We start from the raw sequence: 26,315 nt of genomic DNA, 5'->3' as shown, positions 1-26,315 counted from the left end.
CGGCGCCAGGGCGCCGCATGTTCACCTTTCAAGTCGGCTGCCAGCTGGCCGCCACCGACCTGCCTCTGCAGCCGGCGTGCAATTCAACGCGGATTTACCGCTGCTTCGCGCATAATCCGGTCAGCTCCGTCGTGCGGGGCGTCTTGTCTCTTTGCCGGAGTGCTTCATGCGCGTAGCCGTTCTGTCCGTTGCCCTGTCGCTGGCGTTGTTCGCCTCACCCGGTTGGGCGCAGAAAGCCAGTCCCGCCGCCGCCCAGGCCACTGCGGACGATCCGGAAGCCAACGAAGCCGCCGTCTCCAAGGTACCGCTGGACGAAATCCGCCGCTTCGTGGCGGTGTACAACGCAGTCAAGCAGGCCTACGTCGACCCGGTCGAAGACAAGAAACTGATGCACGCGGCCGTGCGCGGCCTGCTCTCGGACCTGGACCCGCACAGCACCTATTTCGACAAGGAAGATGCCGAAGCCTTCGACGAACAGGCCACCGGCGCCTACGACGGCATCGGCGTGGAGCTGCTGCAGCAACAGGACAACACGCTCAAGGTGATCGCGCCGATCGACGACACGCCGGCGGCGCGCGCCGGCATTCGCGCAGGCGATGTGATCGTGGCCATCGACGGCAAGCCGATCGATGCCAGCAAGGCGATGGAACCGCTGCGCGGGGAATCCGGCAGCAAGGTCACCTTGACCATCGTGCGCGACAAGGCGCCCAAGCCCTTCGATGTGACCCTGCAGCGCCAGACCATCCGGGTGGCCAGCGTGCGCAGCAAGTTGCTGGAGCCGGGCTATGGCTACATCCGCATCAGCACCTTCCAGGCCGACACCGGCGCCGACTTCCAGAAGAACCTCAAGCAGCTGCAGGCCGGCGGCAAGTTGCGCGGCCTGGTGCTGGACCTGCGCAGCAACCCGGGCGGGCTGCTGACGTCGGCGGTGCAGGTGGCCGACGACCTGCTGGACAAGGGCAACATCGTCAGCACCCGCGGGCGCATCTCGATCAGCGACGCCAAGTTCGATGCCACCCCGGGCGACCTGCTCGGCGGCGCACCGGTGGTGGTGCTGGTGGACGCCGGCTCGGCCAGCGCTTCGGAAGTACTGGCCGGCGCGCTGCGCGACAACCAGCGCGCGCGCATCATCGGCAGCCGCACCTTCGGCAAGGGCTCGGTGCAGACCGTGTTGCCGCTGGATAACGGCGACTCGGTCAAGCTCACCACCGCGCGCTATTACACGCCCAGCGGCAAGTCGATCCAGGCCAGCGGCATCGTGCCTGAGGTGCAACTCGCGCCCGAACCGCAGCCGGGCGACGCCGACGTGCCGGCCAGCCTGACCGACTACAGCGAAGCCACCTTGCCGGGCCACCTGCGTGGCGACGACGAAGGCGAGGAGGGCTACAGCGCCGGCGACGTGCTGCCGGGCGATGGCCCGATCGCCGCAGCCCTGTCCGAACTCAAGCAGCCCGGCTCAGCCGCCAAGGCGCAAACCGCGCTCAAGGCAAAAGCCCAGGCCGCACAGAAGGCCAAGGCGGCCACCAAGGCAGCCGCCGAGCCCAAGCCGACAGCAGCGCGCCCGGCGGCGACCGACAAGGCCAAGCCAACGGACCCAGCCAAGCCGGCCGCGCCTGCGGACAAGCAGACCCCTGCCGAACCGGCCAAGCCAGCCGCGCCTGCAGACAAATCGGCACCGGTCGAACCGAGCAGGTAAGCGCCGCCCGCAGATGCGCGTGCGATCGGCCGGATGCGGATCGCCCGCGTGCCATCCGCAGCGTGTGCGCCCATGTGCGCAGCGTGTCCGCGCAGACTCTGCCGATGCGTCGCAAGACAGGCAATGCGTGCTGCGGTCATCGCGTTTGACGCTGCCTGCGCTGGCGACTGCACGCCTATTACGCGTGGTGTGGGGGAAGTCCGTCGTCGTATACGTGAGGGAGAGCACCAGCGGTGTGCATGATGCGGTTGTCAGAGGCGTCATCGCCATTGCGGATGGAATGCCTTCGCACGCTACGCCGGATGCGTATGCGTGAGCAGGCGCGCGTTTGCAGCGTTCAATCGCTTGCTCAGACATGCGTTGATCGCGCCATCATCGCTGCTTGAGGATTGGCCGATTGCGTGCGTTGTCTTGGGCATGCAGCGTTCGGCAGACGCCCTGAAACTCCGGCGCGCTTGCAAACCCGTCCACGCATTCCCGTGCGCGTCGCTGACGGCATCCGTGTGTCTGGTTCTTCGCGCATGCATGCTGGGACTCACCGCGCAAACGCGCTAGCGCGTCATCGCCAGCACTTCCGGATTGACCAGATTGCGCGGCGTGCCGGCGGCGAACGCCAGCACGTTGTCGAAGGCGGCTTCGAAATACAGCGCGTAGCTGTCGCGCTCCACATAACCCAGGTGCGGTGTGGCCAGCAGGCGCGGGTGCTGCAGCAGCGGGTCGCGCGGGTCCAGCACCGGCTCGCGCTCGAATACATCCACCGCCGCCTGCCCGGGCCGGCCGGCATCCAGCGCGGCCAGCAATGCGCCGGGTGCGAGTAATTCGGCGCGACTGGTGTTGACCAGCAAGGCGTCGGTGCGCATGCGGCCCAGATCCTGCGCAGTCACCTGGTGGCGCGTCTGCGCAGTCAGCCGGCGATGCAGCGACAGCACATCGCTGCGCTCGAACAGCTCCTGGCGACTGCCCGCAATTGCGTACCCATCGCGCGCGGCCTGCGCGCACGACGCTTCGCCGCCCCACACCAGCACCTGCATGCCGAACGCGCACCCGTACCCGGCCACGCGTTGGCCGATGCGCCCATAACTCCAGACACCCAGCGTGCGGCCATGCAGCGATCGGCCCAGGTCGGGGTCGCCGGTCGCCTGCCAGCGGCCCTGGTGCAGGGCGCGCTGATACTCGCTCAGGCGGCGACTGGCCGACAGGATCAGCGCCCAGGTCAGCTCGGCCGGCGCCACCGGCGAGCCAACGCCCTCGGCCACCGCCACGCCGAACTCGGTGCAGGCGGCCACATCCACATGCGTGCCCACGCGTCCGGTCTGGCTGATCAGCTTCAGCCGCGGCAACCGCCGCAACAGCGTCGCATCCACGCGGGTGCGCTCGCGGATCAGCACCAGCGCCTCGGCTTCGACCAGGCGCTCGGCCCATTCGTTGGGATCGGTGGCCAACGCGCCGAGCACCTGCACATCGTGCCCCTCCAGTCGCTGCAGACAGGGCAGGTGGCGCACCGCGCCCTGGTAATCGTCGGGCACCAGGATACGCATCAACGCGGCTTGGTCGGCACCGGAAAGGTCACCACCTTGTCGCCGGTGGTCGCATCGCGGATCACCGACTGGCCCTTCTTTTCCACTTCTTCGATACGCACGATGCTTTGCATCGGCAGATGCAGGGTCCTGGTATTGCCGAACTCCTCGCGCAGGCGTTCTTCGGTGGGGTCCACCACCAGGCCGTCGTGCACGTCGAACACCAACTCGCCGATCTGGTTGAAGCCCCACAGATGGCTGCCGGTCACTTCGTGCGCGTAGAGCTCGTACACCTTGCCGTGATTGAGAAAGGTGACTTTGTACAGGGGCTTGGACATGCGCCGATTATAGGCGCGCCATTGCCATGGACGCAGCGCAGCGCGCCGGCAGGTGCATGCCTCCGCGCTGTGGCGCTTGCCACGCGCTAAAACCCGTGGCGCTTGCGCAAGCGTCGCGCGATGGCCGCGCGCACATACAACCCGTAGACGATGCCGAACAGGAACCCGGCGATGTGCGCCGACCACGCCACCATGCCGAAGGCCGGGCCGATGTAGGCGAACACCACCTGCAGCAGGGCCCAGGCACCGATCAGCAGCGGCGCCGGCACGCGGATGAATTCCAGGAACAGCCCCAGCGGCAGCACCACCCCCAGCTTGGCGCCGGGAAACAATGCCAGGTAGGTACCGATCAAGGCCGATACCGCGCCGGAGGCGCCGATGATCACCCGGTCCGGCGTGCCGATCGCAAAGATCGCCGCCAGGTTGGAGGCCGCGCCGCCGACCAGGAACAGCAACAGCAAGCGCCACGGCCCCAGGATGCGCTCGGCCGGCAACCCGAAGATCAGCAGGAACACCAGGTTGCCGAGCAGGTGCGACCAATCGGCATGCAGGAACAGCGCCGTGAACAACCGCAGCACGCTGCCGTCGCGCAACGTCGCCCACCAGTCGCCCAGGTTGGACACGCCGCTGGACAGCGCGCCCCAGTCCAGCCACAGCGTATTGCGCGCTTCGCCCGGTCGGCTGATCGACCACAGATAGGCCAGCCACACCGTGGCGAACAACAGCGGCACCGCCCAGCGCGGGGTGGGTTTCTTGCGGGAGGGGAGGGAGACGAACATCGGAGTCGCACAATAGCCGGTCCACGGGCCTGAACCCAGACCCAACCCAGCCGCGTGTTCAGGACCAAGGTCGTTATTGTTCGGTTAATCGTGGTGGGTATACTGCGTACGGCGTCGTATGTCGGGGGGGGGTCTCCGGCGCGCTCCAGGCACTGGATTGGTGCTGGGCGCGGGCGCTGAACCGACCATTGCAGTCTTTATCCGGAGAGCTACAACTCATGTCTACCGCTTCCACTCTCAGCCGCGCCACCCTGCTGGCCGTTGGTATCGCTGGCGTTCTGGCCGTTGGCCAGGCACACGGCGCCGCATTCCAGCTGAAGGAAAACAGCGCCAAGGGCCTCGGCCGCGCATTCGCAGGTTCGGGCAGCGCCCCGGACGACGCCTCGATCATCGCCAACAACCCGGCCGGCATGCGCCAGCTGGACGGCCGCCTGTTCCAGGCCGACGTCAGCGCCATCAGCTTCTCGGCCAAGTTCGATCCCGACACCGCCAACTATGCCAACGGCGCCCCGGTCTCCGGCGGCAACGGCGGCGATGCCGGCATGATCGCGCCGGTCCCGGCGATGTATTTCCATGTGCCGTTCGGCGAGAACAACAACATGCACCTGGGCACCTCGCTCACCGTGCCGTTCGGCTTCAAGACCGAATACGACCGTGACTGGGCCGGCCGCTACCACGGCACCAAGACCGAGCTGCAGGCGATCGACTTCAACGTTGCCTTCTCCTACGACGTGAACCCGTACGTGTCCTTCGGCGCCTCGGTGTTCGCCGAGCGTCTGGACATCGACCTGGCCAACGCGGTGGACTTCGGCAGCATCCTGGCCGCACGCCGCGTGCCGGGCTTTGCACCGGGCAGCGCCGACGGCTACTCGCGCATCAAGGGCGACAGCACCGAAGTGGGCTTCACCCTCGGTGGCTTGTTCAGCATCGACGAGAACACCCATATCGGCTTCAGCTACCGCTCGGAAGTGGAGCACAAGATCACCGACGGCACCGCCGACTTCACCACCCCGCCTAACGCCGCTGCCGTGCTGGCCTCTGCCGCACCGGGCACCTTCGTCAACACCAAGGGCCGCGCCACCGTCAAGCTGCCTGCCAGCGCCACCGCCAGCTTCACCCACAACGTGAACGAGCAGTGGTCGATCATGGCCGACGTCACCCGCACCGCCTGGAGCAAGTTCGACCAGGTGACCGTGGACTTCGCGTCCAATCAGCCCGACAGCGTGCTGGACTTCTCCTACCGCGACACCACCTTCGCCTCGATCGGTGCCGACTACCGCATGAGCGACACGCTGACCCTGCGTGGCGGCCTGGCGTACGACCAGACCCCGACCACCGCCGAGCACCGCGACGTGCGCGTGCCCGATGCCAGCCGCAAGTGGGTCTCGCTGGGTCTGAGCTGGCGTCCGTCGCAGCAGGCCGAATACAACTTCGGTTACACCCACCTGTTCACCAGCGACCCGACCAGCGATACCCGCAGCGCCACCGGCGACCGCCTGGCAGGTAGCTACAAGGTGAAGGGCGACGTGCTGGCCGCTTCGATCAACTACAAGTTCTGATCGTCGCAATCGGCGTTGTACGATGAAAAACCCCGCTTCGGCGGGGTTTTTCTTTAGGGGCTGTTGCCAGGCCACTGGCGCTGCGATCCAATCACGGCATCCATCACCGCCATGCCGACGCGATCGAGCAAACACGCACTGCATAACGGCGAGCGCGTCGAGGACGCACGCCTTGCGGTCGAAACCGCGCCTCTAGCACGCGCATCGATTGCCTGCACCGTGCGTTGCTGCGCCCTGCACGGCAGGCTGTGCAGGCCGCGCTGCAGATTGCTATGGTCGTGCGCATGAGCCAACCCGACTTCATCCAGATCACCGACAACGCCGTCTCGGCCGCCGATTGCGCGGCAATCGTGCAGCGCATGCGCGACAGTCGGCAGCTGCATCCGGGCCGCATCGGTGGCGGCGTGTTTCCCGAACTCAAACACAGCCGCGATCTGCGCATCAGCGGTATGGCCGAGTGGGCCGAGGTGGAAAGCCGCCTGCAACAAGCGGTGTTCGAAGGCGTGCTGACCTATCTGCGGCAGTATCCGCAGGCGTTGATCTCGCCGTTGATGCTGCAGGTCACCACCGCCGACGGCACACCGCATCGGCTGGTGGCGGAGGATATCGCGCAGATGAGCGACCAGGCGCTGGGCGATCTGGCGCGCACCTGCCTGCGTCCGGGCGCGATCAACCTGCAGTGGTACACCGCCGACCAGGGCGGCTACCCGTATTGGCATTGCGAGCTGTATCCACGCGATGCCAGCGCCGACACGCTGCATCGGCACCTGCTGTGGACGCTGTATCTCAACGACGAGTTCCAACAGGGCGAAACCGAGTTCCTGTTCCAGCAACGCAAGGCCCGCCCGCGCACCGGCAGCCTGCTGATCGCACCGACCGCGTTCACCCACACCCACCGCGGCAACCGTCCGGTCGGCGGCGACAAGTTCATCGCCACCAGCTGGATCCTGTTCCAATCGGCGCAGGCGTTGTACGGCGGGGAATAGGGAATCGGGATTGGGGAATCGCAAGGGCAACGGCGGCGCTGCGTTGCTGTGTTCTGGCGGCTTTCATGTTTACAGCTGATTGCCACTGCCGGAACAGCCGTCTGGAGTGACACGCATTACCGTGAGGAGCGACAGCAACGTTTGGCAATCCGCTGGATCGGTCCCGGCACCATCGGCAGCGCATGGCGGGAATCGGACTGATCGGTCGCAACGCCATTGCCGTTACCAATCCCGACTCCCCAATCCCCGCAACTAAAACAACTGCCCCTGCGGCGAGTCGGGCACCGGTCTGGCCGGGGCGGCCGGGCGGCGGAAGGCGCTGCAGTCCAGTGCCGGCATCGTGCGCGTTTCGAACCCTGCGCGGCGATGCGCCAGCGCGAAGCGGCGCGCCAGCAGGTCGGCATAGACGCCTTGCCCACGCAGGCGGGTGCCGAAGGTGCTGTCGTAGTCCTTGCCGCCGCGCAGCTGCTGGATGGTGCTCATCACATGCGCAGCGCGCTGCGGGTGATGGGTCTGCAGCCAGTCGCGGAACAACGGCGCCACTTCGTGCGGCAGTCGCAACAGCACGTAGCCGGCGCTGCTCGCGCCCGCGTCGGCGGCAGCCTGCAGAATCGCTTCCAGTTCGTGGTCGTTGATCCACGGGATCACCGGCGCGGCCATCACGCCTACCGGCACGCCGGCCTCGTGCAGGGTGCGCATCGCACGCAGACGCGCATGCGGTGCGGCAGCACGCGGCTCCAGCTTGGCCGACACCTGCGAGTCCAGCGTGGTCACCGAAAAATACACGTTGACCAGGTTCTCACGCGCCAGCGGTGCAAGCAGATCCAGATCGCGCGTCACCAACGCATTCTTGGTGATCAGCGTGAACGGGTGCCGCGTTTCCCACAGCACCTCGATCAACTGCCGCGTCAGTGCGTGCTTGCGCTCGATCGGCTGATACGCATCGGTGTTGATGCCCAGCGCGATCGGGCTGGGCACATAGCTCGGCCGCGCCAATTCGCGCCGCAGCAGTTGCGGTGCATTGGTCTTGGCGAACAGCTTGGTCTCGAAATCCAGACCGGGCGACAGATTGAGATAGGCATGCGAGGGTCGCGCAAAGCAGTAACTACAGCCATGCTCGCAGCCGCGATAAGGGTTGACCGACTGCGAGAAGCCGATATCCGGCGACTGGTTGCGGCTGATGATGCTGCGCGCGGTCTCCTCGGTGACCTGCGTGCGCAGCACGCCCGCAGCGAACTCCTCGCTGTCGTCCACGTGCCAGCCATCGTCCACCGCATGCTCGGTGGTGACCTCGAACCGTCCGGGCAAATAACCGGTCGCACCCCGGCCCTTGATTGCGCTTGCCATCGGCGCATCGTACGGCCGGCAGGTCTCATCCGCCGCGACGGGGCGTTCGACCGGATGAAGCTTTCAGGCCGCTACCCAGGTACCACGGCATTGGCGCCACGGTCATCGCAGCACGGCGTGGGCGCCGTAGAATCCGCCCATGCTCGCACTTGCTCAGGGCGCGTGGGATTGGCTGGCCGACATTCCCCATCTCGAAGCGCTCCTTCTTGCCGCCTACGTGCTCTACCTGCTGTGGATCGCCAGCTGGATCGTGCTGCAAAAGCGCGAGCCGGTGGCCACGCTGAGCTGGGTGCTGTCGCTGGCCGCGCTGCCGTACCTGGGCCTGCTGATCTACTACTGGCTCGGCCCGCAGAAAGTGAAACGGCAACGGCTGCGACGCGGGCGCTCGCGTTCGGGCATGGAGAGCTACAGCAGCGTCTGCCCGCCGGATGCCGATTGCACCGAGCTGGCCAAGATCGCCCAGTCCACTACCGGCCTGGCGCCGAGCAGCGCCACCGAAGTGCACTGGCTGGTGGATGGCGCGGCGACGTATGCCGCCATCATCGAGGCGATCCGCAGCGCGCGTGACCACATCCATGTGGAGTACTACATCTTCCAGCCCGACCACAGCGGCACCGCGATCTGCGATGCGCTGATGGAACGCGCCCGTGCCGGGGTGAAGGTGCGTTTGTTGATGGATGCGATCGGCTCGTCGGCAATGACCCGGCGCGCCCTGCGCACGCTGCGCGAGGCGGGCGTGGAGACCGCCTGGTTCCATCCGTCGCAGTTCCTCAAGCCGTTCAAGCGACCGTGGCTGAACCTGCGTACCCACCGCAAGGTGGTCGTGGTCGACGGCAGGATCGGCTTCACCGGCGGTATCAACGTCACCGACGAAGAGAACGAGCGGGTGCGCAGCGATGCGTATCGCGACCTGCATGTGCGCCTGCAAGGCCACGTGGTGCGCAGCCTGCAGCTGGTCTTCCTGGAAGACTGGCTGTATGCCACCCGGCAGGAACGCGCCGCCTTCCACGGCCAGAAGCTCTGGCCGGAGGACGTGCCCACGCGTGCACAGGGCACGGTGGACGCACAGGTACTGGTGTCCGGCCCGGACTCCTCCTGGGAAGCCATCCACCGCCTGATGGTGGCCGCCATCCACGAGGCCAAGCACCGGGTCTGGCTGGTCACCCCGTACTTCGTTCCGGGCGAGGCCGCGCGCATGGCGTTGACCTCGGCTGCGCTGGGCGGCCTGGACGTGCGCCTGTTGGTTCCGCGCGTCAGTGACTCGCGCCTGGTGACCTATGCCGCGCGCTCGTACTTCGATGAACTGCTCGAAGCCGGCGTGCGCATCTACGAATACGGCCCGCGCATGCTGCATACCAAGGCGCTGCTGGCCGACGACGAGGTCTGCATTGTCGGTAGCGCCAATTTCGACAGCCGCAGCTTCCGGCTGAACTTCGAGCTATCGATGCTGTTCCGCGACCAGGCGGTGGCCGCCGAGCTGGCCGGGATGATCGACACCGACATGCAGCAGGCGCAGGAAGTGCGCTTCGTGCGTCACCGTCCGCTCTGGCGCTCGCGCCTGCCCGAGGCCTTCGCACGGCTGCTGTCGCCGTTGCTCTGAGCCGCCCCCGGTCCCACGTGGAACCGGAGCGGGCGCGGCGCTACACTGCCGCCACTCATTGGGGGAGCTCGTCATGCACTGGCTGTTTCTGCTCATGGCACTGGGTGCGCTGGTGCTGGCCTTCAGCACGCCGCACGTGTGGTTGCTGGTGGTGTCGCTGTTGGTGGCGTTGGTGCTGCTGCTGTTGTGGACCCGTGGCTGGTTCGCCGCGCGTATGGACGATACCCAGCGCGATACCAGCAGCATGATCGACCCGGCCGAACTGCGCCGGCTGCGCGAGATTGCCGAGGCCCGCAAGGCCGCCGCGCTGGCAGCGACCCGCGACGGCGAGCCGCAAGCCTAGTGAACGATGTCGTGACCACCCAGCTCAGCGTCAACGTCAACAAGATCGCGGTTGTGCGCAATTCGCGCGGTGGACACGACCCGGACGTGGTGCAGGCGGCACGCACCTGCATCGCCGCCGGCGCGCACGGCATCACCGTGCACCCGCGGCCGGACCAGCGGCATATCCGCGCCGACGACGTGCTGGCGCTGAGCGCGCTCACGCGCGACCACGGTGTCGAGTTCAATATCGAAGGCAATCCATTCGCACCGCCGCGCACCGGCTATCCGGGGCTGCTGGAGCTCTGCCGCGCCACACGCCCGGAGCAGGTCACCCTGGTACCCGACACCGATGGGCAACTGACCTCCGACCACGGCTTCGATTTTGCGCAGGACACCACCCAGCTGGACGAATTGATCGCTGCGTTCAAGGCACTGGGCAGCCGGGTCAGCCTGTTTGTGGATGCCGGCAATCCACGTCTTGCCCACGCCGCTGCGCTGGGTGCGGACCGTATCGAGTTGTACACCGGCCCGTATGCGCACGCCTACGCACGCGGGCAGCCTCAGGCCGAACTGCCCCTGTTTGCCGACGCCGCGCGGCGTGCCACCGCTGCCGGGCTGGGAATCAATGCGGGACACGATCTGTCGCAAGCCAACCTTGGCGATTTTCTCGCCACAGTGCCCGGCGTGCTGGAGGTGTCGATCGGCCACGCGCTGATCAGCGAGGCCTTGTACGCGGGCCTGGACGCAACCGTGCGCGCCTATGTGCAGCTGCTACGTGGCGTTGAGACGTCGACGTAGGCAACTGCGCGGTTTTTCGTCGTCGGTAGCTGGTTTGCCAACGTGGCGCGGCGCGCTCAGTGGTGGCGGTAGACAATGCGCGGCAGCGCGCGCGCCTTCCAAGGCGTCCAGAGCGCAGCAAGCAGTCGTCAGATGCGTGCGGATGGCGAGCTCAGAACCGGAATGCACTGAAGGGTCCATGATGCATCGGGTAGCAGCGCCGGCCTGGCGGCTGCTCACCAGATCTGTGACCGCTCCCGAACTGCGGGCTTCGCTCGCCACGTCGCATTGACGATTGGCCACAGACGGGCCAGTGCATCGAAGAACGCCGGCTGGCATCACGCCAGGTGATGGACGCATCCCGGCGGCGAGCGGGGACCAACCCACACCGCGTGCGGCCGATATCTCGTAACCCTCTCAACGATGCGCCAAGCAGGCGTGCAGAGAGACGAGCGGTGGGTAGGTGCTTGCGCATCCATCGCAAAGCGGCTCGCGCAGCGCATCGAGCTACGCTGCGTGAGCCAGTTGGGCGCCTGCGCCAAGCGCTATCTTGCGCCGGCTATTGCACGAAGGCTATGTGCTCTACCTGCGCGTTCTTGGCTGCTGCCAGCACCTTGGCCAGGACGGCATATTCGGCTTCCTGGCTGGCGGAGATGCGCAACTCGGGCTGATTGCCTGAGCTCTGGCGCATCTGTTCGATCAAACGCGGCTGCAGGTCCTGCAAGCTCACCGGGCTGGCATTCCAGAACACCTGGCCGTCGGCATCCAGCCGCAAGGCGATCGGTTCGGGCGGCTCCAGCTGCACGGACGGCTGGTTGGTGGGGTGCGGCAGATCCAGCGTCATCGTGCGCGTCACCATCGGTGCAGTAACGATAAAGATGATCAACAACACCAACATGACATCCACCAACGGCGTGACATTGATCTCCGCCAGTGGTCCCCGATTCCCTGCCGTACTGAAAGCCATGACTGCCTCCGGTGCTGTTGTGATCGTGGGTACTGCATGGCCGAGCATACACCTGGCGGAACGCGGTGGAAGAGGCAATGAAGTAGGCGCCGGGGCTTGAGTACCTTGAACCTGGCGACGGCGCATCTGTGCAATGAATCGGGTGCCAACCTAAACGCGTGACCGACGGAACAGACGTGCTGGCCGGTGACGCCGACGCATGCAACGTCGGTGTAGTGCGAACTGATGTCTAGTCAATCGCCCAAGCGTATTGCTCTGTGATCCGAACCCATTCGACGTCGCTGTCGAGCCGGCGGTCGTCCGGCTATGCGCAACGCCAGACCTGTGTCCGCAGATGTATCGCCTTTCCCGCAGTAGCGGTAGGCGCCGTGTATCCAAACCAGTCGAAAAATGGCGTGGATTAAGCAAGGATTATCTCGGCAAGAGAAAGTGGCCTCGATATTCTATTCTCTGCAAGCACCCATCTTCCGTAACGAGGCACGGCTGCAGATTCTGGTTACCGCGCGTTTCCAAGGCGAATAATCCATCTGCTTTGGCATGCAATCGCGTGGGTGAGATTGCAGCTCCTGGCGGCGAGCACGCGGCTCGCGGACATAAAAAAACGCCACCGTTTCCGGTGGCGTTGCAGTCGCGTCATGACTGTTGTGTTGCGGTATTGCAGATGCGTTTACTGCTGCATGAAGCCGATTTTCTTCATCTGCGAGTTCTTCGCAGCGGCCAGCACCTTCGCCATCACTTCGTACTCCGCATCCTGGTTTGCATCGATGCGCAGTTCCGGCTGATTGGTCGGATCGGCCTGGACCACTTCTTCCATCTTCTGCTGCAACTGATCAACCGGTGTCGGGCTGTTGTTCCAGAACACCTGGTTGCTGGCGTCGATCCGCAATTCGATCGGCGGCGGCGGCTCAGTCGTCTGCGGTGGCGGGTTGAGCACCCGCTGCGGCAGATCCACGGCGATCGGGTAGGTCATGATCGGCGCGGTCACGATGAAGATGATCAGCAGCACCAGCATCACGTCCACGAGGGGCGTGACGTTGATGTCGGCCATCGGCCCACGGCTTCCACCAGTACTAAATGCCATGGCTTACTGCCCCTTCACTTTGGTTGCAACGAAACCGACGTCCAGCATGCCCTGACCCTGCGCGATCTTGGTGATCTCGTTGATCGTACGCATCTTGGTCGTGCGGTCGCCGCGCAGATTGAGCGGCGGCTGCGGGGTCTGCTGTGCAGCGGTGGACAGGCGCGACTCCAGGGCTTCCTTGGAAATCGGCTCGTCGTTCCAGTACAGCGACCCATCTTCCTTGACGGCCAGGGTGATCGGCGCGGCGCGTTTCTCCGCATCTTCCTTCTGGATCAAGTTGGCCTCTGGCAGCTCCACCTTGACCTTATGGGACATCAGCGGTGCCGTAATGATGAAGATGATCAGCAGCACCAGCATGACGTCCACCAGGGGCGTCACATTGATGTCGGCCATCGGGCCACCGCTGTTTCCACTACTGAAGGCCATAACGGGCTCCGTCTAAATCGTTGCGAAGGCGTTCTTTACAACCGGATTAGCGAACGCGCGAACCGGTGGCGAAGAAGTCGTGCAGGTCGTGGGCAAAGGTGTCGAACTTGGCGATCACCGAGCTGTTGACCTTGGAGAAGAAGTTGAACGCGAACACGGCCGGGATAGCGACGAACAGACCGATCGCGGTCATGATCAGCGCTTCACCCACCGGGCCGGCAACGGCGTCGATGGAGGCCGAACCGGTTGCACCGATCTTGATCAGCGCGCCGTAGATGCCCCACACGGTACCGAGCAGACCGACGAACGGCGCGGTCGCACCCACGGTGGCCAGCAGGGTCATGCCCGACTGCAGCTTGGTGCTTTCGCGGGTCACGGCCTGACGCAGGGCGCGGTCGACGAACTCCGAACGGCTCAGGCTCTCGCCCAGACCACCGGTGTTGCCTTCGGCACGCTGGTGGTGAGCGGCAGCCTGGGCTGCGTCCAGCGCGATCTTGGAGAACGGCTCGGAAGCCGGCTGCTCTTCCATGGCGCGGATGGCGTCCTGTGCATTCGGGGCATCCCAGAACGCGGTGGTAACGCGGTCAGCCGCGCTCTTCAGACGGGTGGCGCGGAAGATGTTGATGACAGTCCAGTACCAGGAGGCGGCGGACATGGCGATCAGGGTGATCAGGACGACCCAGGACACGGCGAAGTCGCCGGGGCTGGAGGTCATTTCGGTGATCAAGTGCTCGAAGCCCATCTGCGACAGAGCGGCCGACGGATTGGAGCCCCCTGCAGCGGCGGCGATAAAGAATTCCTGCAGCATGACGCTTACCTTTGTTGTGTGTGGTGATGAAGGGTGGAGCGAAAGGAAGACAGGATCCTGGGCCGGCCGTGGCCGGCCCGTGGGATCAGTTCAGAGCAAAGTTGACCGGGACGCGGACGCGTCCGGCGGCTTTCTGCCCGTTGACGGTGGAGGCGTTGAACTTCCACTTGCGTGCTGCGTCCATCGCGGCACGGTCAAGGTCGCGGTTGCGGCTGGACTTTTCGACCGACACGTTGGTCACGTTGCCGCTGGCATCCACATCCACGATCAGGATGACCTCGCCCTGGACGCCGGCACGGAATGCTGCTGGCGGGTACTTCGGCGGGTTCATGTTCTTGGACGAGATATCGACACTGGCGCCGATGTCACTCGGCGGTTGCGGCGGAGACGGAGGGCTCGGCGGCGTGACGATATCGCTCGGACGCGGTTCGGGAACATCGACGACCGGTGCTTCCGGCGGCGGCGGAACCGGTGACGGCTTCGGCGGCGACAGATTCTTGACCGGCGGTGGCGGCTTGTCTTCCGGCGGCGGCGGCGGCGGCGGCGGCGGGGGAGGAGGCGGTGCATCCACCAGGGTAACCATGGTGGTGCGCTCCTTCTCTGCCGGAGCCTTCGGCGCCACTGCAGGGATCAGCAACATCATCAGTGCAGTGAGGTGCAGGGCAATTACAAAAGCAATACCGATAATGCGGGCCCAGCTCAGACCCTGGTTCCCGGCATCATAGTCATGCCTGTGGATAACGAGTTGTTCCGTCATGCGCCAATGGCTCTTTCAGTGGGGGCCCGGATCACTGTGATGATCCCCAGGTTTTCGGACGGCTTTGACACCGCAGGAACTCCCAAGCTTATACCAATCCCGAGTCCTGTAACCACTAAAAACACAGGGATTTCGGGGGTTTATTTTCTTTTTTACTTCAGGTTGATGATCTTCTTGGCGTCTTCGGGTTTTTTGACGCCCTTGGCGATCGCCTGCTGCGCGGCCTGCTTGGCCTCCGGGATGCGACCTTCCGAATGCAGCACCTTGGCCAGATTCAGATAGGTCTCGCCGTCCTTGGAAAGCGGTGCGGCTTTCTGCCAGTTCTCGATCGCCTTGGGCACGTCCTCGCTGTAGTAGTAGGACTGGGCCAGCGCAAGGTATGTCTGATAATCAGGCTTGAGGATGCCTTTTTGCATACCTTCATTGATGACCGCGATGACGTCCTTTTCCTTGTTCTCGGTGTTGGCGTAGATGGAATACAACTGCTTGTATTCCTTTTCTTCGGTCAACTGCCCGGCAGCGCGCAGCTTGTCCATCACGCCAGCGGCCTTGTCCATCTGATCGGCCTGCATGTACATGCTGGCCAGATTGAGTTGGGCCTTCTTGTCGTTGGGCGTCTTGGCGGCCAGCGCCTCTGCAGCGGCCACGGCTTCACCGGTCTGGCCGGCTTCGGCGTAGGACGCCATCAGCAACTGGTTCCAGGTGTCCTTCGGCTCGGGCGAAGCGGCGATGGCCTGCTTCAGGACCGGGATCGCTTCCTTGTAGCGCTCGGCCTGGTATAGCGCCTGGCCCTTGAGGATCAGGTCTTCCGGACGCTGCGACTTGCTCTCGTCCAGATACTTGTCCAGCGTGGCCAGGCCTTCTGCCTGCTGGTCGTCCTGCATCTGCAGCTGGGCCAGCATCAGCATCGACTGGAACTGGCCGTTGTTGTCCAGCGCATTCAGGCCAATGGCCTGCTGCAGGTACTTCTTGGCGCTGGCGGTGTCGTCCAGGTTGTAGGCGGCCTGCGCGGCCAACTGGGCGGCGAGCGCCTTGTCGGCTTCGTTGGCGGCACTGTTGGCCAGGATTTCGTCGGCCTGGCTGCGCACGGCGGCGTAGTCTTCGCCCTTGTTGAAAGTTTCGATCAGCTTCTGCAGTTTGCTGCTCAACTTGGACGACGGCTTGATCGTCGGTGCCTGCCGGGTCGACTGCGGGTACAGCTCTTCGGCCTTGCCGCTGCCCTTGGACTTACGCGCGGCACGCTCGGAGGAACGGTCCGACTGCGCGACCGCATCGGTGACCACCGCCCCGCCCAGGGACGCTGCGATGAACAGGGACAACAGGGCTTGCTTGCGGTTGAGCAGTTTCATGTTTCACCTCGGACGAGCCGCCGTTGGGCGGTACGAAAAGCGGAATGGACGCTGTACGAAAAATCTGAGCCGGCAAACTTAGCAGAAAGTCTCAGTTCCCGAAAACGGTTTCCATGTTGTGGTGCGGCAATCGGGACGTGGGGCGGTTGCTTAGGGCGGCTAACGGTAAGGCATCAGAAGTGAGCGGGCGGTGCGGGCTGCATGTCACTGTGCGCCTGCCGTAGCAGGCAACCGGACGGGCGCGCGCCGGCACCGGTTGCAGCGTCACGTCTATCAGGTCTAACCGCACTTTGGGGCGCGTCCAGCCTGGCGAGCCTGCTGGTACACCGGTTCGAGCTGGTTGACGTCGGCCTGCAGCTCGCGGATCCGGTTGGTCGGGTCGGGGTGGGTGGAAAGCCATTGCGGCTGGCGATTGCCGCTGGCAGCCATCATGTTCTGCCATAGCGTGACTGCCTGGGCCGGGTCGAAACCGGCCTGGGCCATCAGGCGCTGCCCCACCACGTCGGCTTCGCTCTCCTGGGTGCGCGAGCCGGGCAGCAGGAACACGGTCTGCGCAGTCATGCCGCCGACCTGATTCACCGCGCTGGCTGCGCCATCGCCGTAGGCCGCGCCAGCGAGGGCGCCGATGATGCCAAGGCCGGTCTGGGCGCCGAGCTGGCGGGTGATGCGTTCTTCGTGGTGGCGCGAAATGACGTGCCCGATTTCGTGCCCCAGCACGGCGGCCAGCTGGTCCTGCGTCTTGGCCACGGTGAAGATGCCGGTGTTGACCCCGACCTTGCCGCCGGGCAGGGCGAACGCATTGGCTTCGTCATCGACGAACAACGCGGTTTCCCATTGGGTCTGGCGCCACTGCGGCGGCAATTGCGCCACCAATGCATTGACCACGCACTGTACGTAGGCGTTCTGCCTGCCGTCGGTGCTGACTTTTTCCTTGGCCTTGGTCTGCGCGAACGACTGCGCGCCCAACTGGTCGAGCTGCTCCTGCGACACTCCACCCACCACCTGACGGCGGCCGGTCGGCGAGGTGGTGGTGGCACATGCCGTCAACGCGAGGACGGCAACGACGATCAACAGCCTGGCTTTCATTCGATCCCCCTGAATCAGGCGACCATTTTGGCAGGCTCGTCTTAACTTTTCGTCAAGCGGCCTGGATCGGCCAGCAAAACGCGGCGATCGGCGCTCAGGTAAACCCCATGGTGCGCCCTGCATCGCCGTATGCGCTGGGTACGCATGGATCAAAAACACCGACCGCGATGGCCTGGCGGGATACCCCGTGGCGCTGAGCCGGCTTATCCGATCCCGAAAAAGTACAGTGCGGCCAGGGCAGTGGCGTTGTTGATACCGTGCGCGGCGATCGGCGCCCACAGCGTGCCGGTGCGCCAGTACAGCCAGGCAAAGGCCGCGCCCATGCTGCCGTAGACCAGCCAGAGCTGGGCGATGGCGGCCGGGCCATTGCCGCTGATGCCGGGCACTTCATGCACCAATGCAAACAGCGCGCCGCTCAGGACGATTCCCAGCCACGGGCGGCCGGCAGCCAGCAGGCGACCGAACAACACGCGCCGGAACAACAGTTCCTCGTAGGCCGGGGCGATCACCACCGCGAACAGCGTCAGGGCCAACGGCCACTGCTGGATGGCTTCTTCCATCAACGGCAGGTTGGTCGGCACCGGTTTGATACCCAGTGCCGAGGCCGCCACGCTGACCAGGTTGCTGAGCACAAAGACCGCCGCGGCGATCAGGGCAGTCCATCCCCAGGTGGACGCACGGCGCGTGGCGGCGCGCGAGTCTGCCTGCTCGGCGGACGTGGCGCGGCGACGCCAGAAATACAGAACCACTGCTGGTGTGGCAGTGCTGACCAGGGCAGTGAGCAATTGCACCATCACCCCGGGTTGGCCGATCGCGGCCATCACCTCGGCAGCGGAGGGCGTCAGGCCCTGCGCCTTGGCGGTCTGCGCATATCCGATACCCCGTATCGCCCCCCAGATCGCAAAACCGGCCACGCTCAGGCTCAGCAACAGGCCGACGGCGATCAGGACGTCGATGGAAAAACCGAGCAACACGGGCGGCAGCGGGGGGCGGCCGGCAGCACCACGCGGTGCCGGGGAGGGCGGAAGGTCTGTGCTCATCGTCGTCCTGCGAACACCGGGTCGCCGGCACAACGCCGTTGCGTTGCGCCGGTGCGACACAGGCGGCTCAGATATCCAGGTTGGACACCTTCAGCGCATTGTCCTCGATGAAATCGCGACGGGGCTCCACCACATCGCCCATCAAGGTGCTGAAGATCTGGTCGGCGGCCACGGCGTCCTCGATACGGACCTGCAGCAGCCGGCGCGTGTCCGGGTTGACCGTGGTCTCCCACAGCTGCTCGGCGTTCATTTCGCCCAGGCCCTTGAAGCGCTGCACCTGACGGCCGCGCTTGGCCTCTTCCAGCAACCAGGCGTGCGCCTGCGCGAAGCTGGTGATCGGGTTGGTCTTGTTGCCACGTACGATCTGCGCGCCTTCGCGGATCAGGTCGTTCAGTGCCAGCGAGACCTCGCGCAGCGGACGCAGCTCGCCGCTTTCGAACGCGCCCATCGGCAACACCTGGGTGAATTCCTCGCCCATGTGCCGGCGGATGGCAACCAGCGTCGCAGCCGAGTTTTCGGTCGCCGGATCGAAACGCAACTGGTAGCGCGCAGTACCCAGGGTGCCGCGGTTGAGTACCGCCTGCAGCGCGTCCAGCGTGGGGTGCTGGTCGCCTTCGGCCTGCAGCTTGTCCACATCCAGCGGCGGCAGGTCGATCAACGCGGTGAGCAGGGCCGGGTCGTAACGGTGCGCATTGCGCGCGATCGCCTCGTTGGCGCTGGTGAACAGCATCAACAGCTTTTCCAGCGCCTCGCCGGTGATCGGCGGCTCGTCGGTGGCCGGGATCAGCGCCGCGCCTTCGACCGCGTTGCTGGCAAGATACGCATTGAGCGCTGCGTCGTCCTTCAGATACAGCTCGCTCTTGCCCTGCTTGAGCTTGTACAGCGGCGGCAGGCCGATGTAGATGTAGCCGCGCTCGATCAGCTCCGGCATCTGCCGGTAGAAGAAGGTCAGCAACAGGGTGCGGATGTGCGAGCCGTCGACGTCGGCGTCGGTCATCAGGATGATGCGGTGGTAGCGCAGCTTGTCCGGGTTGTATTCGTCGCGGCCGATGCCGGTGCCCAGCGCGGTGATCAGCGTGCCCACCTGGTCGGAGGCCAGCATGCGGTCGAAACGCGCACGCTCGACGTTGAGGATCTTGCCGCGCAACGGCAGCACCGCCTGGTTCTTGCGGTTGCGGCCCTGCTTGGCCGAACCACCTGCCGAGTCACCCTCGACGATGAACAGTTCCGACAGCGCCGGATCCTTTTCCTGGCAGTCGGCCAGCTTGCCCGGCAGGCCGGCGATGTCCAGCGCGCCCTTGCGGCGGGTCAGATCGCGCGCCTTGCGCGCGGCTTCGCGTGCACGTGCGGCGTCGACGATCTTGCCGGTGATGGCCTTGGCTTCGTTCGGATTCTCCTGCAGGAACTCCTGCAGGCGCGCACCGAAGGCGTTTTCCACCGCCGGGCGCACATCCGAGCTGACCAGCTTTTCCTTGGTCTGCGAGGAGAAGCTGGGGTCGGGTACCTTGACCGACAGCACCGCGATCATGCCTTCGCGCATGTCGTCGCCGGTCAACGCGACCTTGGCCTGCTTGGCGATGCCGTTCTGCTCGATGTAGCTGCTGAGCACACGCGTCAACGCCGCACGGAAGCCGGCCAGATGGGTGCCGCCGTCTTTTTGCGGGATGTTGTTGGTGAAGCAGTACATGGTTTCCTGGTAGGCGTCGGTCCATTGCAGGGCCACGTCCACCACGATGCCGTTGTGTTCGCCAGTCACCGAGATCACATTCGGGTGCAGCGGCGACTTCAGCTGGGCCAGATGCTCAACGAAGCTGCGGATGCCGCCTTCGTAATGGAAATCGTCGCGACGGCCTTCGCCGCGCTCGTCGATCAGCGCGATCTTGACCCCGGAATTGAGGAACGACAGCTCGCGCAGGCGACGCGCCAGGATGTCGTAATGGAATTCGACATCGCTGAAGATCGCCACGGCCGGCTTGAACCGCAAGGTGGTGCCGCGCTTGGTCGAGGCTTCGAGCTGCTTGAGCGGGTACTGCGGCTCGCCTAGCGCGTATTCCTGCTGGTAGTGGAAGCCGTCGCGCCAGATGTCCAGCCACAGGTGCTCGGAGAGCGCGTTGACCACCGACACGCCCACGCCGTGCAGGCCGCCAGAGACCTTGTAGCTGTTGTCGTCGAACTTGCCGCCGGCATGCAGCACGGTGAGGATCACTTCGGCAGCCGAGACGCCTTCTTCCTTGTGGATGTCGACCGGCACACCGCGTCCGTTATCGGACACCGCGACCGACCCATCGACCAGAATTTTCACCACGATGTCGTCGGCGTGGCCAGCCAGGGCTTCGTCGACGGAGTTGTCGACCACTTCGAACACCATGTGATGCAGGCCGGTGCCGTCATGGACGTCGCCGATGTACATGCCGGGGCGCTTGCGGACGGCTTCCAGGCCGCGCAGCACGGTGATCTTGCTGGAGTCGTAAGTGCCGTTGGGTGTCGTCGGGGTGTTCTGTTCGTCGGTCATGCGCGTGCCGTTAACTCCACAACACGGGCGCCAACGGCAACACGCCGCTTCGCACCGTGGGAAAAGGGGGATAGCCCGCGAATTATACCAGTCGGCCCGCTCTGGCCGTGGGGCTTGGGGCGGCAATCAACACCGCCGTCCTCATCGCCAGGTGAGAGCGGCCAGGACTCGGCGCGGCAGACCTCGTGTGTACCTTCGGTCCCATCGCGCCTTCTGCAGCCGCCTGATGGCTGCTGGCAACGGTCACCAAGCGCCCTCAGCCTGCTGCGACCTCGCCAGTGACGTTGCCGTGTTCCACGTGGAACCGATACAGCAGCTTGCCGGCGTCCGCGAGGCCTGGAGGGGTTTCCGTCGCGGTGATCAGCACTTGCGCTGGTGCTGCAGCAAGACGCTGCAAGACACCGGCCTGGTGGTGACGATCCAGTTCCGAGCCGAGGTCGTCCAGTGCGATCACCGGCCACTCGCCGCGCTCGTGGGCAAAATCCTCGGCCTGGGCAAGCAGGCAGGCCAGGGCAGTCAACTTGGCCTGTCCGCGCGACAGCGCATCCTTGCCCGGAAGCGCGTCGAAGCGGGGCGCCCAGTCGGCTCGGTGCGGGCCTTGCGAGGTATAGCCGTTCTGGCGGTCACGTTCGCGTGCCAGCAGGAGCGCATCCGCCAGCGACACCTCGTGGCGCTTCCAACCCGGCGCAAACTCCAGCGCAGATAGCCCAAGCGAGGGCGCAATCGCAGTGGCGACCGGTATCAGGCGTTCCTGCAGGCGATCAAGGTAGCGCATGCGTCTGGAGGTCAGCGTCTCCCCTGATTCCGCGAGTTCATGGTCCCAGGCATCGAGCATACGCGGCTGTGCCCCCTGCTTGAGCAGCGCATTGCGCTGCTTGAGTGCCCGCGCATACCGGCGCCAGAGGGCCAGGAAGTCGGGTTCCACGTGGAACAAACCCCAATCCAGGAACCGGCGCCGCGGCTCGCCGCCTCCGCTGATGAGGACATGGCTCCCCGGTTCGAACGTGACGACCGCCAACGCAGCGCAGAGCGAGCCAAGCTGCGCGACGTCTTCACCATCAAGCCGCCCCGTCCATTCCTGCCCGCTGTGACGTAGGCCTGCGCGCCGTGTGCGTTCCCCGGCTTCTCCGGTGCGTTCGCGCCATTCGACAAAGACTTCGAGGTCGCTGGCGCCTTGCTGGATCAGCCCATCGCGTACCCGCCCACGGAAGCTACGGCCATAGGCCATCAGGTGCAGCGCTTCGAGCACGCTGGTCTTGCCCGCACCGTTGTCGCCGGTCAGCAAGTTCAGGGCGCTATTAGGGTAGAGCTCGACCGTCTGAAAGCGGCGAAGCCGATGAATGGACAACCGCACTACGTGCATCGATCAATCTGCTCCGGGCTGTGGTCCGGGTTCCCGGGCGGTGCGCAGGATACGTGATTGGCCCGACACACGTGCGAAGACCCAGCCCAAGCATCAGCGGGCAGCCTGGGGATAACTTGGGGACAAAAGTGCGGGTTGAACAGGCTCATCACCTTATCCACAGGTTGCCGGATCGAAAACAGGGGGTAAAACACAGGGTTTCGCACCGTAAAAACACTGCAGAAACAATAACTTGACCTACTTTTGCGTGAAATCTGGCCCTACCATCACCACCAAGCTCTTAAGTTATTTCTATTTTCAAAAGCAAAGCTAGATGTGCATAACTCAAAAAGCACGTCGGGGCAGAGGGAATGGATCGAGAGGAGAGATCCCAGATGTCGGCTTTTGCTGAACATGTTCATCATTTGGCAGGGCGGTCGCACCGTGCAGGTGTCACGGCGGGTACGTCTTCGATCTCATTCTTCGCTGAGACAGTTGCAATTGGTTGCCTCCAGTTGGCCGTGGTTTTCTGCAATTCCAACGCCATTGTGTCGTGTACTGCCTGGGCAGACATGGGACTTGGGAAATTCCATGCATGCACTGTCGAACATGACCATGAGGGTGCGCTTACTTCGAGAAACGCAGAGCGCAGTCTCGACGCGCCTGTCCGGACGAAGGCAGTGCGAGAGCCATTAGTCGTGCCTTCGCACTGCAGCCTTCTCCCGCGCCGCTCTGCAGCACCGCCAACGTGCCTGGATGCGCTTGCAACGCTCTTCCTGCAGAGCGGCTTCCGATACCGCAATTGCGGCTTGATGCAACTGAAGCGGTCAGTGACAAGGCAGCGACCCCCAACCCACATGCCGCACACGTATGGATAGCGGACCCGCGCCCGGACTCCGATCGTTCTTCAGCGGATCTGGCTAGAAGACCCATTGGCCGAGTCTTCGCCTAACGCGACAGATCCCGTTGGCAGATCCCTGCCAGTCGCGTTTCAATCCAGCGTGGATCAACCCACCAAACTCCAGATACAAAAAAGCCCGGCTTTCGCCGGGCTCTCATGTTCCACGTGGAACGCAGCGTCAGAGACGCAGCGGCATCACCACATGGCGCGACTTCTCGCTGCTCGCCTCACGCACCAGCGCGGACGAATTCGCATCCCGCAGCTGGATCACTACATGTTCGTCGCGCAGTGCCGACAGCGCATCCAGCAGGTAGTTCACGTTGAAGCCGATCGCCAGGTCGTCGACCTTGGTATCGGCTTCGATTTCTTCCTGCGCCTCTTCCTGCTCAGGATTGTGCGCGCTGATCTTTAGCTGGCCAGGCGACACTTCGACGCGAACCCCGCGGTACTTTTCGTTCGACAGAATGGCCGCACGCTGCAACGAGGCGCGCAGCGCCTCGCGATCAACCTTGACCTCGCGATCGGCCCCGATCGGGATCACCGCTTCGTAATCCGGGAAACGGCCGTCGATCAACTTGGAGGTAAACGTCACATCGCCGCGTTTGACACGGATATGGCTGCGACCGACTTCCAGCTCGACCTCGCGGTCGGCTGCTTCCAGCAGACGCAGCAGCTCGGTCACGCCCTTTCGCGGCACGATGATCTGGCGCTTGGCACCACCGGCTTTTTCAAGCTCCGTTTCGCACAGCGCCAGACGGTGACCATCGGTGGCCACGCAACGCAGCAAGCCGTCGCGCAGGTCGAACAGCAAGCCGTTGAGGTAATAACGCACGTCCTGCTGCGCCATGGCGAACGCGGTGCGTTCGATCAGCTCCTTCAACGCCGCTTCCGGCACCGCGACGCGTTCGGTCGCTTCGACCTCGTCCACGGACGGGAAGTCATTGGCCGGCAACGTCGCCAGGGTGAAGCGACTGCGCCCGGCCTGCACGGTGACCTTGTCGCCGGTCTGCGAGATGGTGACGCGGCTGCCATCGGGCAGGGCGCGCAGGATGTCGAACAGTTTGCGCGCCGGGATGGTGGTTTCGCCGTCCTGCGCGTCTTCCACCATCGTGCGCGAGATCATTTCCACTTCCAGGTCGGTACCGGTCAACGAGACCTGTCCGTCCTTTACTTGCACCAGCAGGTTGGCCAGAACGGGCAGTGTTTGACGGCGTTCGACCACATTGACCACCTGGGCCAATGGTTTGAGGAAGGCTTCGCGCTGCAGTGTAAAACGCATGTGGTTCCGTGCCCCTATGCTTTAAAAGATAATGGAATAAATCAAAAGCTTGGTGGTGATGGTAGGGCCGTTTTCAGCGGATAACCACCATAACTGTTTGTTTCCAAAGAAAATTTAGCGCCTGAAAGTCGTTGGACTAGTGCCCCTGGTCTGGCGGTAAAACCTGTGGATAGTTTTCCGTTCGACCTGCAGGGCAACGTTATCCACAGATTCTCCCGCATTTGACCCCAACGTTTCCACGCTTTTCTCCAAGCGGGCCGTCAGGGCCGTCCACGGCCTACTCGCTGAGCTTGCGAATCAGCTTTTCCCAATCCTCGCGCAGCTTGCCGTCGGCCTCCATCAGCGTGCGGATCTGCCGGCAGGCATGCAGCACGGTGGTGTGGTCGCGGCCGGCAAACGCGTCGCCGATCTCGGGCAGGCTGTGTTCGGTCAGCTCCTTGGCCAGCGCCATCGCGACCTGGCGCGGGCGTGCCAGCGAACGGGTGCGCCGCTTGGAGAGCAGATCCTTCATCTGCAGGCCGTAGTAGTCCGCCACGGTCTTCTGGATGTTGGGGATGCCGATCGCCTGCTGCTGGGCGCGCAGCAGATCGCGCAGCGTCTCCTGGGCGAAGTCCACGGTGATCGAGCGCCCGGTGAAGTTGGCGCGCGCCACAAGGGTGTTGAGCGCGCCTTCCAGGTCGCGCACGTTGGAGCGCATCTTCTTGGCGATCAAAAACGCCACATCGTCGGGAATGTCGGCACCGCGCTCGCGCGCCTTGGCCAGCACGATGGCCGCGCGGGTTTCGAAGTCCGGCGGGTCGATCGCCACCGACAGACCCCAGGCCAGGCGCGACTTGAGCCGCGGCTCAAGGCCTTCGACTTCGCGCGGGTAACGATCGCAGGTGAGGATGATCTGCTGACGGCCGTCGAACAACGCGTTGAAGGTGTGGAAGAACTCTTCCTGCGTGCGGTCCTTGCCGGCGAAGAACTGGATGTCGTCGATCAGCAGCGCATCGATCTGCTGGAACTGGCGCTTGAACTGGTCCATCGCCTTGTCCTGCAGCGCCCGGATCATCGCGCTGAAAAACTGTTCCGAGCGCAGGTACATCACCTTGGCGGCCGGATTGGCCTGACGCAGCGCATTGCCCGCGGCGAACATCAGGTGGGTCTTGCCCAGGCCGGTGCTGCCGTACAGCAGCAGCGGGTTGTGCGCACGATCGCCCGGCTTCTGTGCGGCCTGGATGGCCGCTGCCAGACCAAGCTGGTTGCTACGGCCTTCCACGAAATTGGCGAAGGTGTAATGCGAATCCAGGTTGCCTGCAAACGGCACGATCGGCGCGGCCACTGGCGCGCTGGTGGGGGCGATCATCGGTGCCGGCAGTGGCTCCGGCGCACGCGGGCGCGACCCCACCGCCAGTGCCACCTCGCCGTTGCCGGCGAAGTACGCCAGCAGTTCGCGGATCCGCGGCAGGTAACGTTCGCGCACCTGGTCGACGATGAAGGCATTCGGGGCATACAGCACGATGCTGTCGCCGCGGTCTTCGGCTTGCAGGGGTTTCAACCAGGTGTGAACGTCTTCGGGCGGGAATTCGGCTTCGAGACGTTCCAGACAGCGGGGCCAAGCATCCATCAAAGTGTGATCATCTGTTGCTGGCTGCGGCGCGCAGCAAGGCGCCGTGCACGCAGCCCGGAAGTGAAAAGAGGATGGACCAGACTAGCACCGTGGGCAGGCTTTTCCCAGACTTATTCACAGGTCCATCCACAGGGGGCGCGCGGTGGCATGGTGGCTAAGGCGTCCGGGGAGTTGACCCGCCCTGCAGCGGTCCTATAGAATTTCCGGTTCTATTCGTCTCCATCCATGCAGA

At 64.5% G+C, this 26,315-nt stretch carries 22 protein-coding genes; 6 read left to right on the top strand and 16 right to left on the bottom strand.

What is annotated here, in order from left to right:
* Positions 1-166: 166 nt before the first annotated feature.
* The gene (locus FHY18_RS18865) at positions 167-1,696 is read left to right on the top strand and encodes a S41 family peptidase (RefSeq protein WP_259159009.1); all 1,530 of its coding nucleotides are present in this window, start codon (positions 167-169) and stop codon (positions 1,694-1,696) included.
* Positions 1,697-2,247: 551 nt separating this feature from the next.
* Here FHY18_RS18865 and FHY18_RS18860 read toward each other — a convergent pair.
* The 3 genes from FHY18_RS18860 to FHY18_RS18850 all read right to left on the bottom strand — a co-directional run bounded on the left by FHY18_RS18860 (position 2,248) and on the right by FHY18_RS18850 (position 4,330).
* Positions 2,248-3,234 carry a D-2-hydroxyacid dehydrogenase family protein gene (locus FHY18_RS18860; protein WP_259159006.1) on the bottom strand — a complete coding sequence of 329 codons (987 nt, stop codon included), beginning with the start codon at positions 3,232-3,234 and terminating at the stop codon, positions 2,248-2,250.
* Entirely contained in the window at positions 3,234-3,551 is a 318-nt protein-coding gene (locus FHY18_RS18855) for a DUF1820 family protein (protein WP_259159004.1), read from the bottom strand. The genes FHY18_RS18860 and FHY18_RS18855 overlap by 1 nt, the downstream gene beginning before the upstream one ends.
* A gap of 86 nt (positions 3,552-3,637) precedes the next feature.
* Positions 3,638-4,330 carry a rhomboid family intramembrane serine protease gene (locus tag FHY18_RS18850; RefSeq protein ID WP_046962787.1) on the bottom strand — a complete coding sequence of 231 codons (693 nt, stop codon included), beginning with the start codon at positions 4,328-4,330 and terminating at the stop codon, positions 3,638-3,640.
* A gap of 218 nt (positions 4,331-4,548) precedes the next feature.
* Here FHY18_RS18850 and FHY18_RS18845 point away from each other — a divergent pair, with 218 nt between their 5' ends.
* Positions 4,549-5,889: an outer membrane protein transport protein gene (locus FHY18_RS18845; protein WP_259159000.1), complete on the top strand. Its 1,341-nt coding sequence runs from the start codon at positions 4,549-4,551 to the stop codon at positions 5,887-5,889.
* Positions 5,890-6,173: 284 nt separating this feature from the next.
* Positions 6,174-6,875 carry a 2OG-Fe(II) oxygenase gene (locus tag FHY18_RS18840; RefSeq protein ID WP_259158998.1) on the top strand — a complete coding sequence of 234 codons (702 nt, stop codon included), beginning with the start codon at positions 6,174-6,176 and terminating at the stop codon, positions 6,873-6,875.
* 252 nt (positions 6,876-7,127) lie between these two features.
* Here FHY18_RS18840 and FHY18_RS18835 read toward each other — a convergent pair whose 3' ends face one another.
* Positions 7,128-8,222, bottom strand: a complete 1,095-nt coding sequence (locus FHY18_RS18835) for a PA0069 family radical SAM protein (protein WP_259158996.1) — start codon at positions 8,220-8,222, stop codon at positions 7,128-7,130.
* A 139-nt stretch (positions 8,223-8,361) separates the two neighbouring features.
* On the opposite strand from FHY18_RS18835, the gene cls reads away from it, so the two are divergent.
* The 3 genes from cls to FHY18_RS18820 all read left to right on the top strand — a co-directional run bounded on the left by cls (position 8,362) and on the right by FHY18_RS18820 (position 10,944).
* Entirely contained in the window at positions 8,362-9,822 is a 1,461-nt protein-coding gene (cls, locus tag FHY18_RS18830) for a cardiolipin synthase (protein ID WP_259158995.1), read from the top strand.
* A gap of 73 nt (positions 9,823-9,895) precedes the next feature.
* A complete protein-coding gene (locus tag FHY18_RS18825; RefSeq protein ID WP_046962808.1) occupies positions 9,896-10,165 on the top strand; it encodes a hypothetical protein in 270 nt (89 codons plus the stop codon).
* A gap of 11 nt (positions 10,166-10,176) precedes the next feature.
* Entirely contained in the window at positions 10,177-10,944 is a 768-nt protein-coding gene (locus tag FHY18_RS18820; protein ID WP_259159305.1) for a pyridoxine 5'-phosphate synthase, read from the top strand.
* A 538-nt stretch (positions 10,945-11,482) separates the two neighbouring features.
* Here FHY18_RS18820 and FHY18_RS18815 read toward each other — a convergent pair.
* From FHY18_RS18815 to dnaA, 12 genes are all read right to left on the bottom strand, one after another.
* Positions 11,483-11,890, bottom strand: coding sequence for a biopolymer transporter ExbD (locus FHY18_RS18815; RefSeq protein WP_259158984.1), 408 nt, complete (start codon positions 11,888-11,890; stop codon positions 11,483-11,485).
* A 667-nt stretch (positions 11,891-12,557) separates the two neighbouring features.
* On the bottom strand, positions 12,558-12,971 hold the full coding sequence (locus tag FHY18_RS18810) for a biopolymer transporter ExbD (RefSeq protein ID WP_039411682.1): 414 nt from the start codon (positions 12,969-12,971) through the stop codon (positions 12,558-12,560).
* A 3-nt stretch (positions 12,972-12,974) separates the two neighbouring features.
* On the bottom strand, positions 12,975-13,397 hold the full coding sequence (locus FHY18_RS18805; RefSeq protein ID WP_005912447.1) for a biopolymer transporter ExbD: 423 nt from the start codon (positions 13,395-13,397) through the stop codon (positions 12,975-12,977).
* Positions 13,398-13,443: 46 nt separating this feature from the next.
* Entirely contained in the window at positions 13,444-14,205 is a 762-nt protein-coding gene (gene exbB, locus FHY18_RS18800) for a TonB-system energizer ExbB (protein ID WP_029218134.1), read from the bottom strand.
* A gap of 85 nt (positions 14,206-14,290) precedes the next feature.
* The gene (locus FHY18_RS18795; RefSeq protein ID WP_029218135.1) at positions 14,291-14,848 is read right to left on the bottom strand and encodes an energy transducer TonB; all 558 of its coding nucleotides are present in this window, start codon (positions 14,846-14,848) and stop codon (positions 14,291-14,293) included.
* 266 nt (positions 14,849-15,114) lie between these two features.
* Positions 15,115-16,311, bottom strand: coding sequence for a tetratricopeptide repeat protein (locus FHY18_RS18790; protein WP_259158919.1), 1,197 nt, complete (start codon positions 16,309-16,311; stop codon positions 15,115-15,117).
* A 279-nt stretch (positions 16,312-16,590) separates the two neighbouring features.
* Positions 16,591-17,397 (bottom strand): M48 family metallopeptidase, encoded by an 807-nt coding sequence (locus FHY18_RS18785; RefSeq protein ID WP_259158917.1) that lies wholly within the window; start codon positions 17,395-17,397, stop codon positions 16,591-16,593.
* A 203-nt stretch (positions 17,398-17,600) separates the two neighbouring features.
* Positions 17,601-18,437 carry a CPBP family intramembrane glutamic endopeptidase gene (locus FHY18_RS18780; protein WP_259158915.1) on the bottom strand — a complete coding sequence of 279 codons (837 nt, stop codon included), beginning with the start codon at positions 18,435-18,437 and terminating at the stop codon, positions 17,601-17,603.
* 67 nt (positions 18,438-18,504) lie between these two features.
* On the bottom strand, positions 18,505-20,949 hold the full coding sequence (gyrB, locus tag FHY18_RS18775; RefSeq protein ID WP_259158914.1) for a DNA topoisomerase (ATP-hydrolyzing) subunit B: 2,445 nt from the start codon (positions 20,947-20,949) through the stop codon (positions 18,505-18,507).
* A gap of 256 nt (positions 20,950-21,205) precedes the next feature.
* Positions 21,206-22,312, bottom strand: a complete 1,107-nt coding sequence (recF, locus tag FHY18_RS18770; protein WP_259158909.1) for a DNA replication/repair protein RecF — start codon at positions 22,310-22,312, stop codon at positions 21,206-21,208.
* Positions 22,313-23,370: 1,058 nt separating this feature from the next.
* Positions 23,371-24,471: a DNA polymerase III subunit beta gene (gene dnaN, locus FHY18_RS18765; RefSeq protein WP_005991691.1), complete on the bottom strand. Its 1,101-nt coding sequence runs from the start codon at positions 24,469-24,471 to the stop codon at positions 23,371-23,373.
* Positions 24,472-24,748: 277 nt separating this feature from the next.
* Complete coding sequence (gene dnaA, locus FHY18_RS18760) at positions 24,749-26,080, bottom strand: chromosomal replication initiator protein DnaA (protein ID WP_259158903.1); 1,332 nt, start codon at positions 26,078-26,080, stop codon at positions 24,749-24,751.
* Positions 26,081-26,315: the final 235 nt, after the last annotated feature.

It is taken from the genome of Xanthomonas sp. 3793 (assembly GCF_024806835.1).
Taxonomy (GTDB): Bacteria; Pseudomonadota; Gammaproteobacteria; order Xanthomonadales; family Xanthomonadaceae; genus Xanthomonas; species Xanthomonas arboricola_F.
Note: the sequence above shows the minus strand (reverse complement) of the source record. Positions and strands in the feature narration are given on the sequence as shown.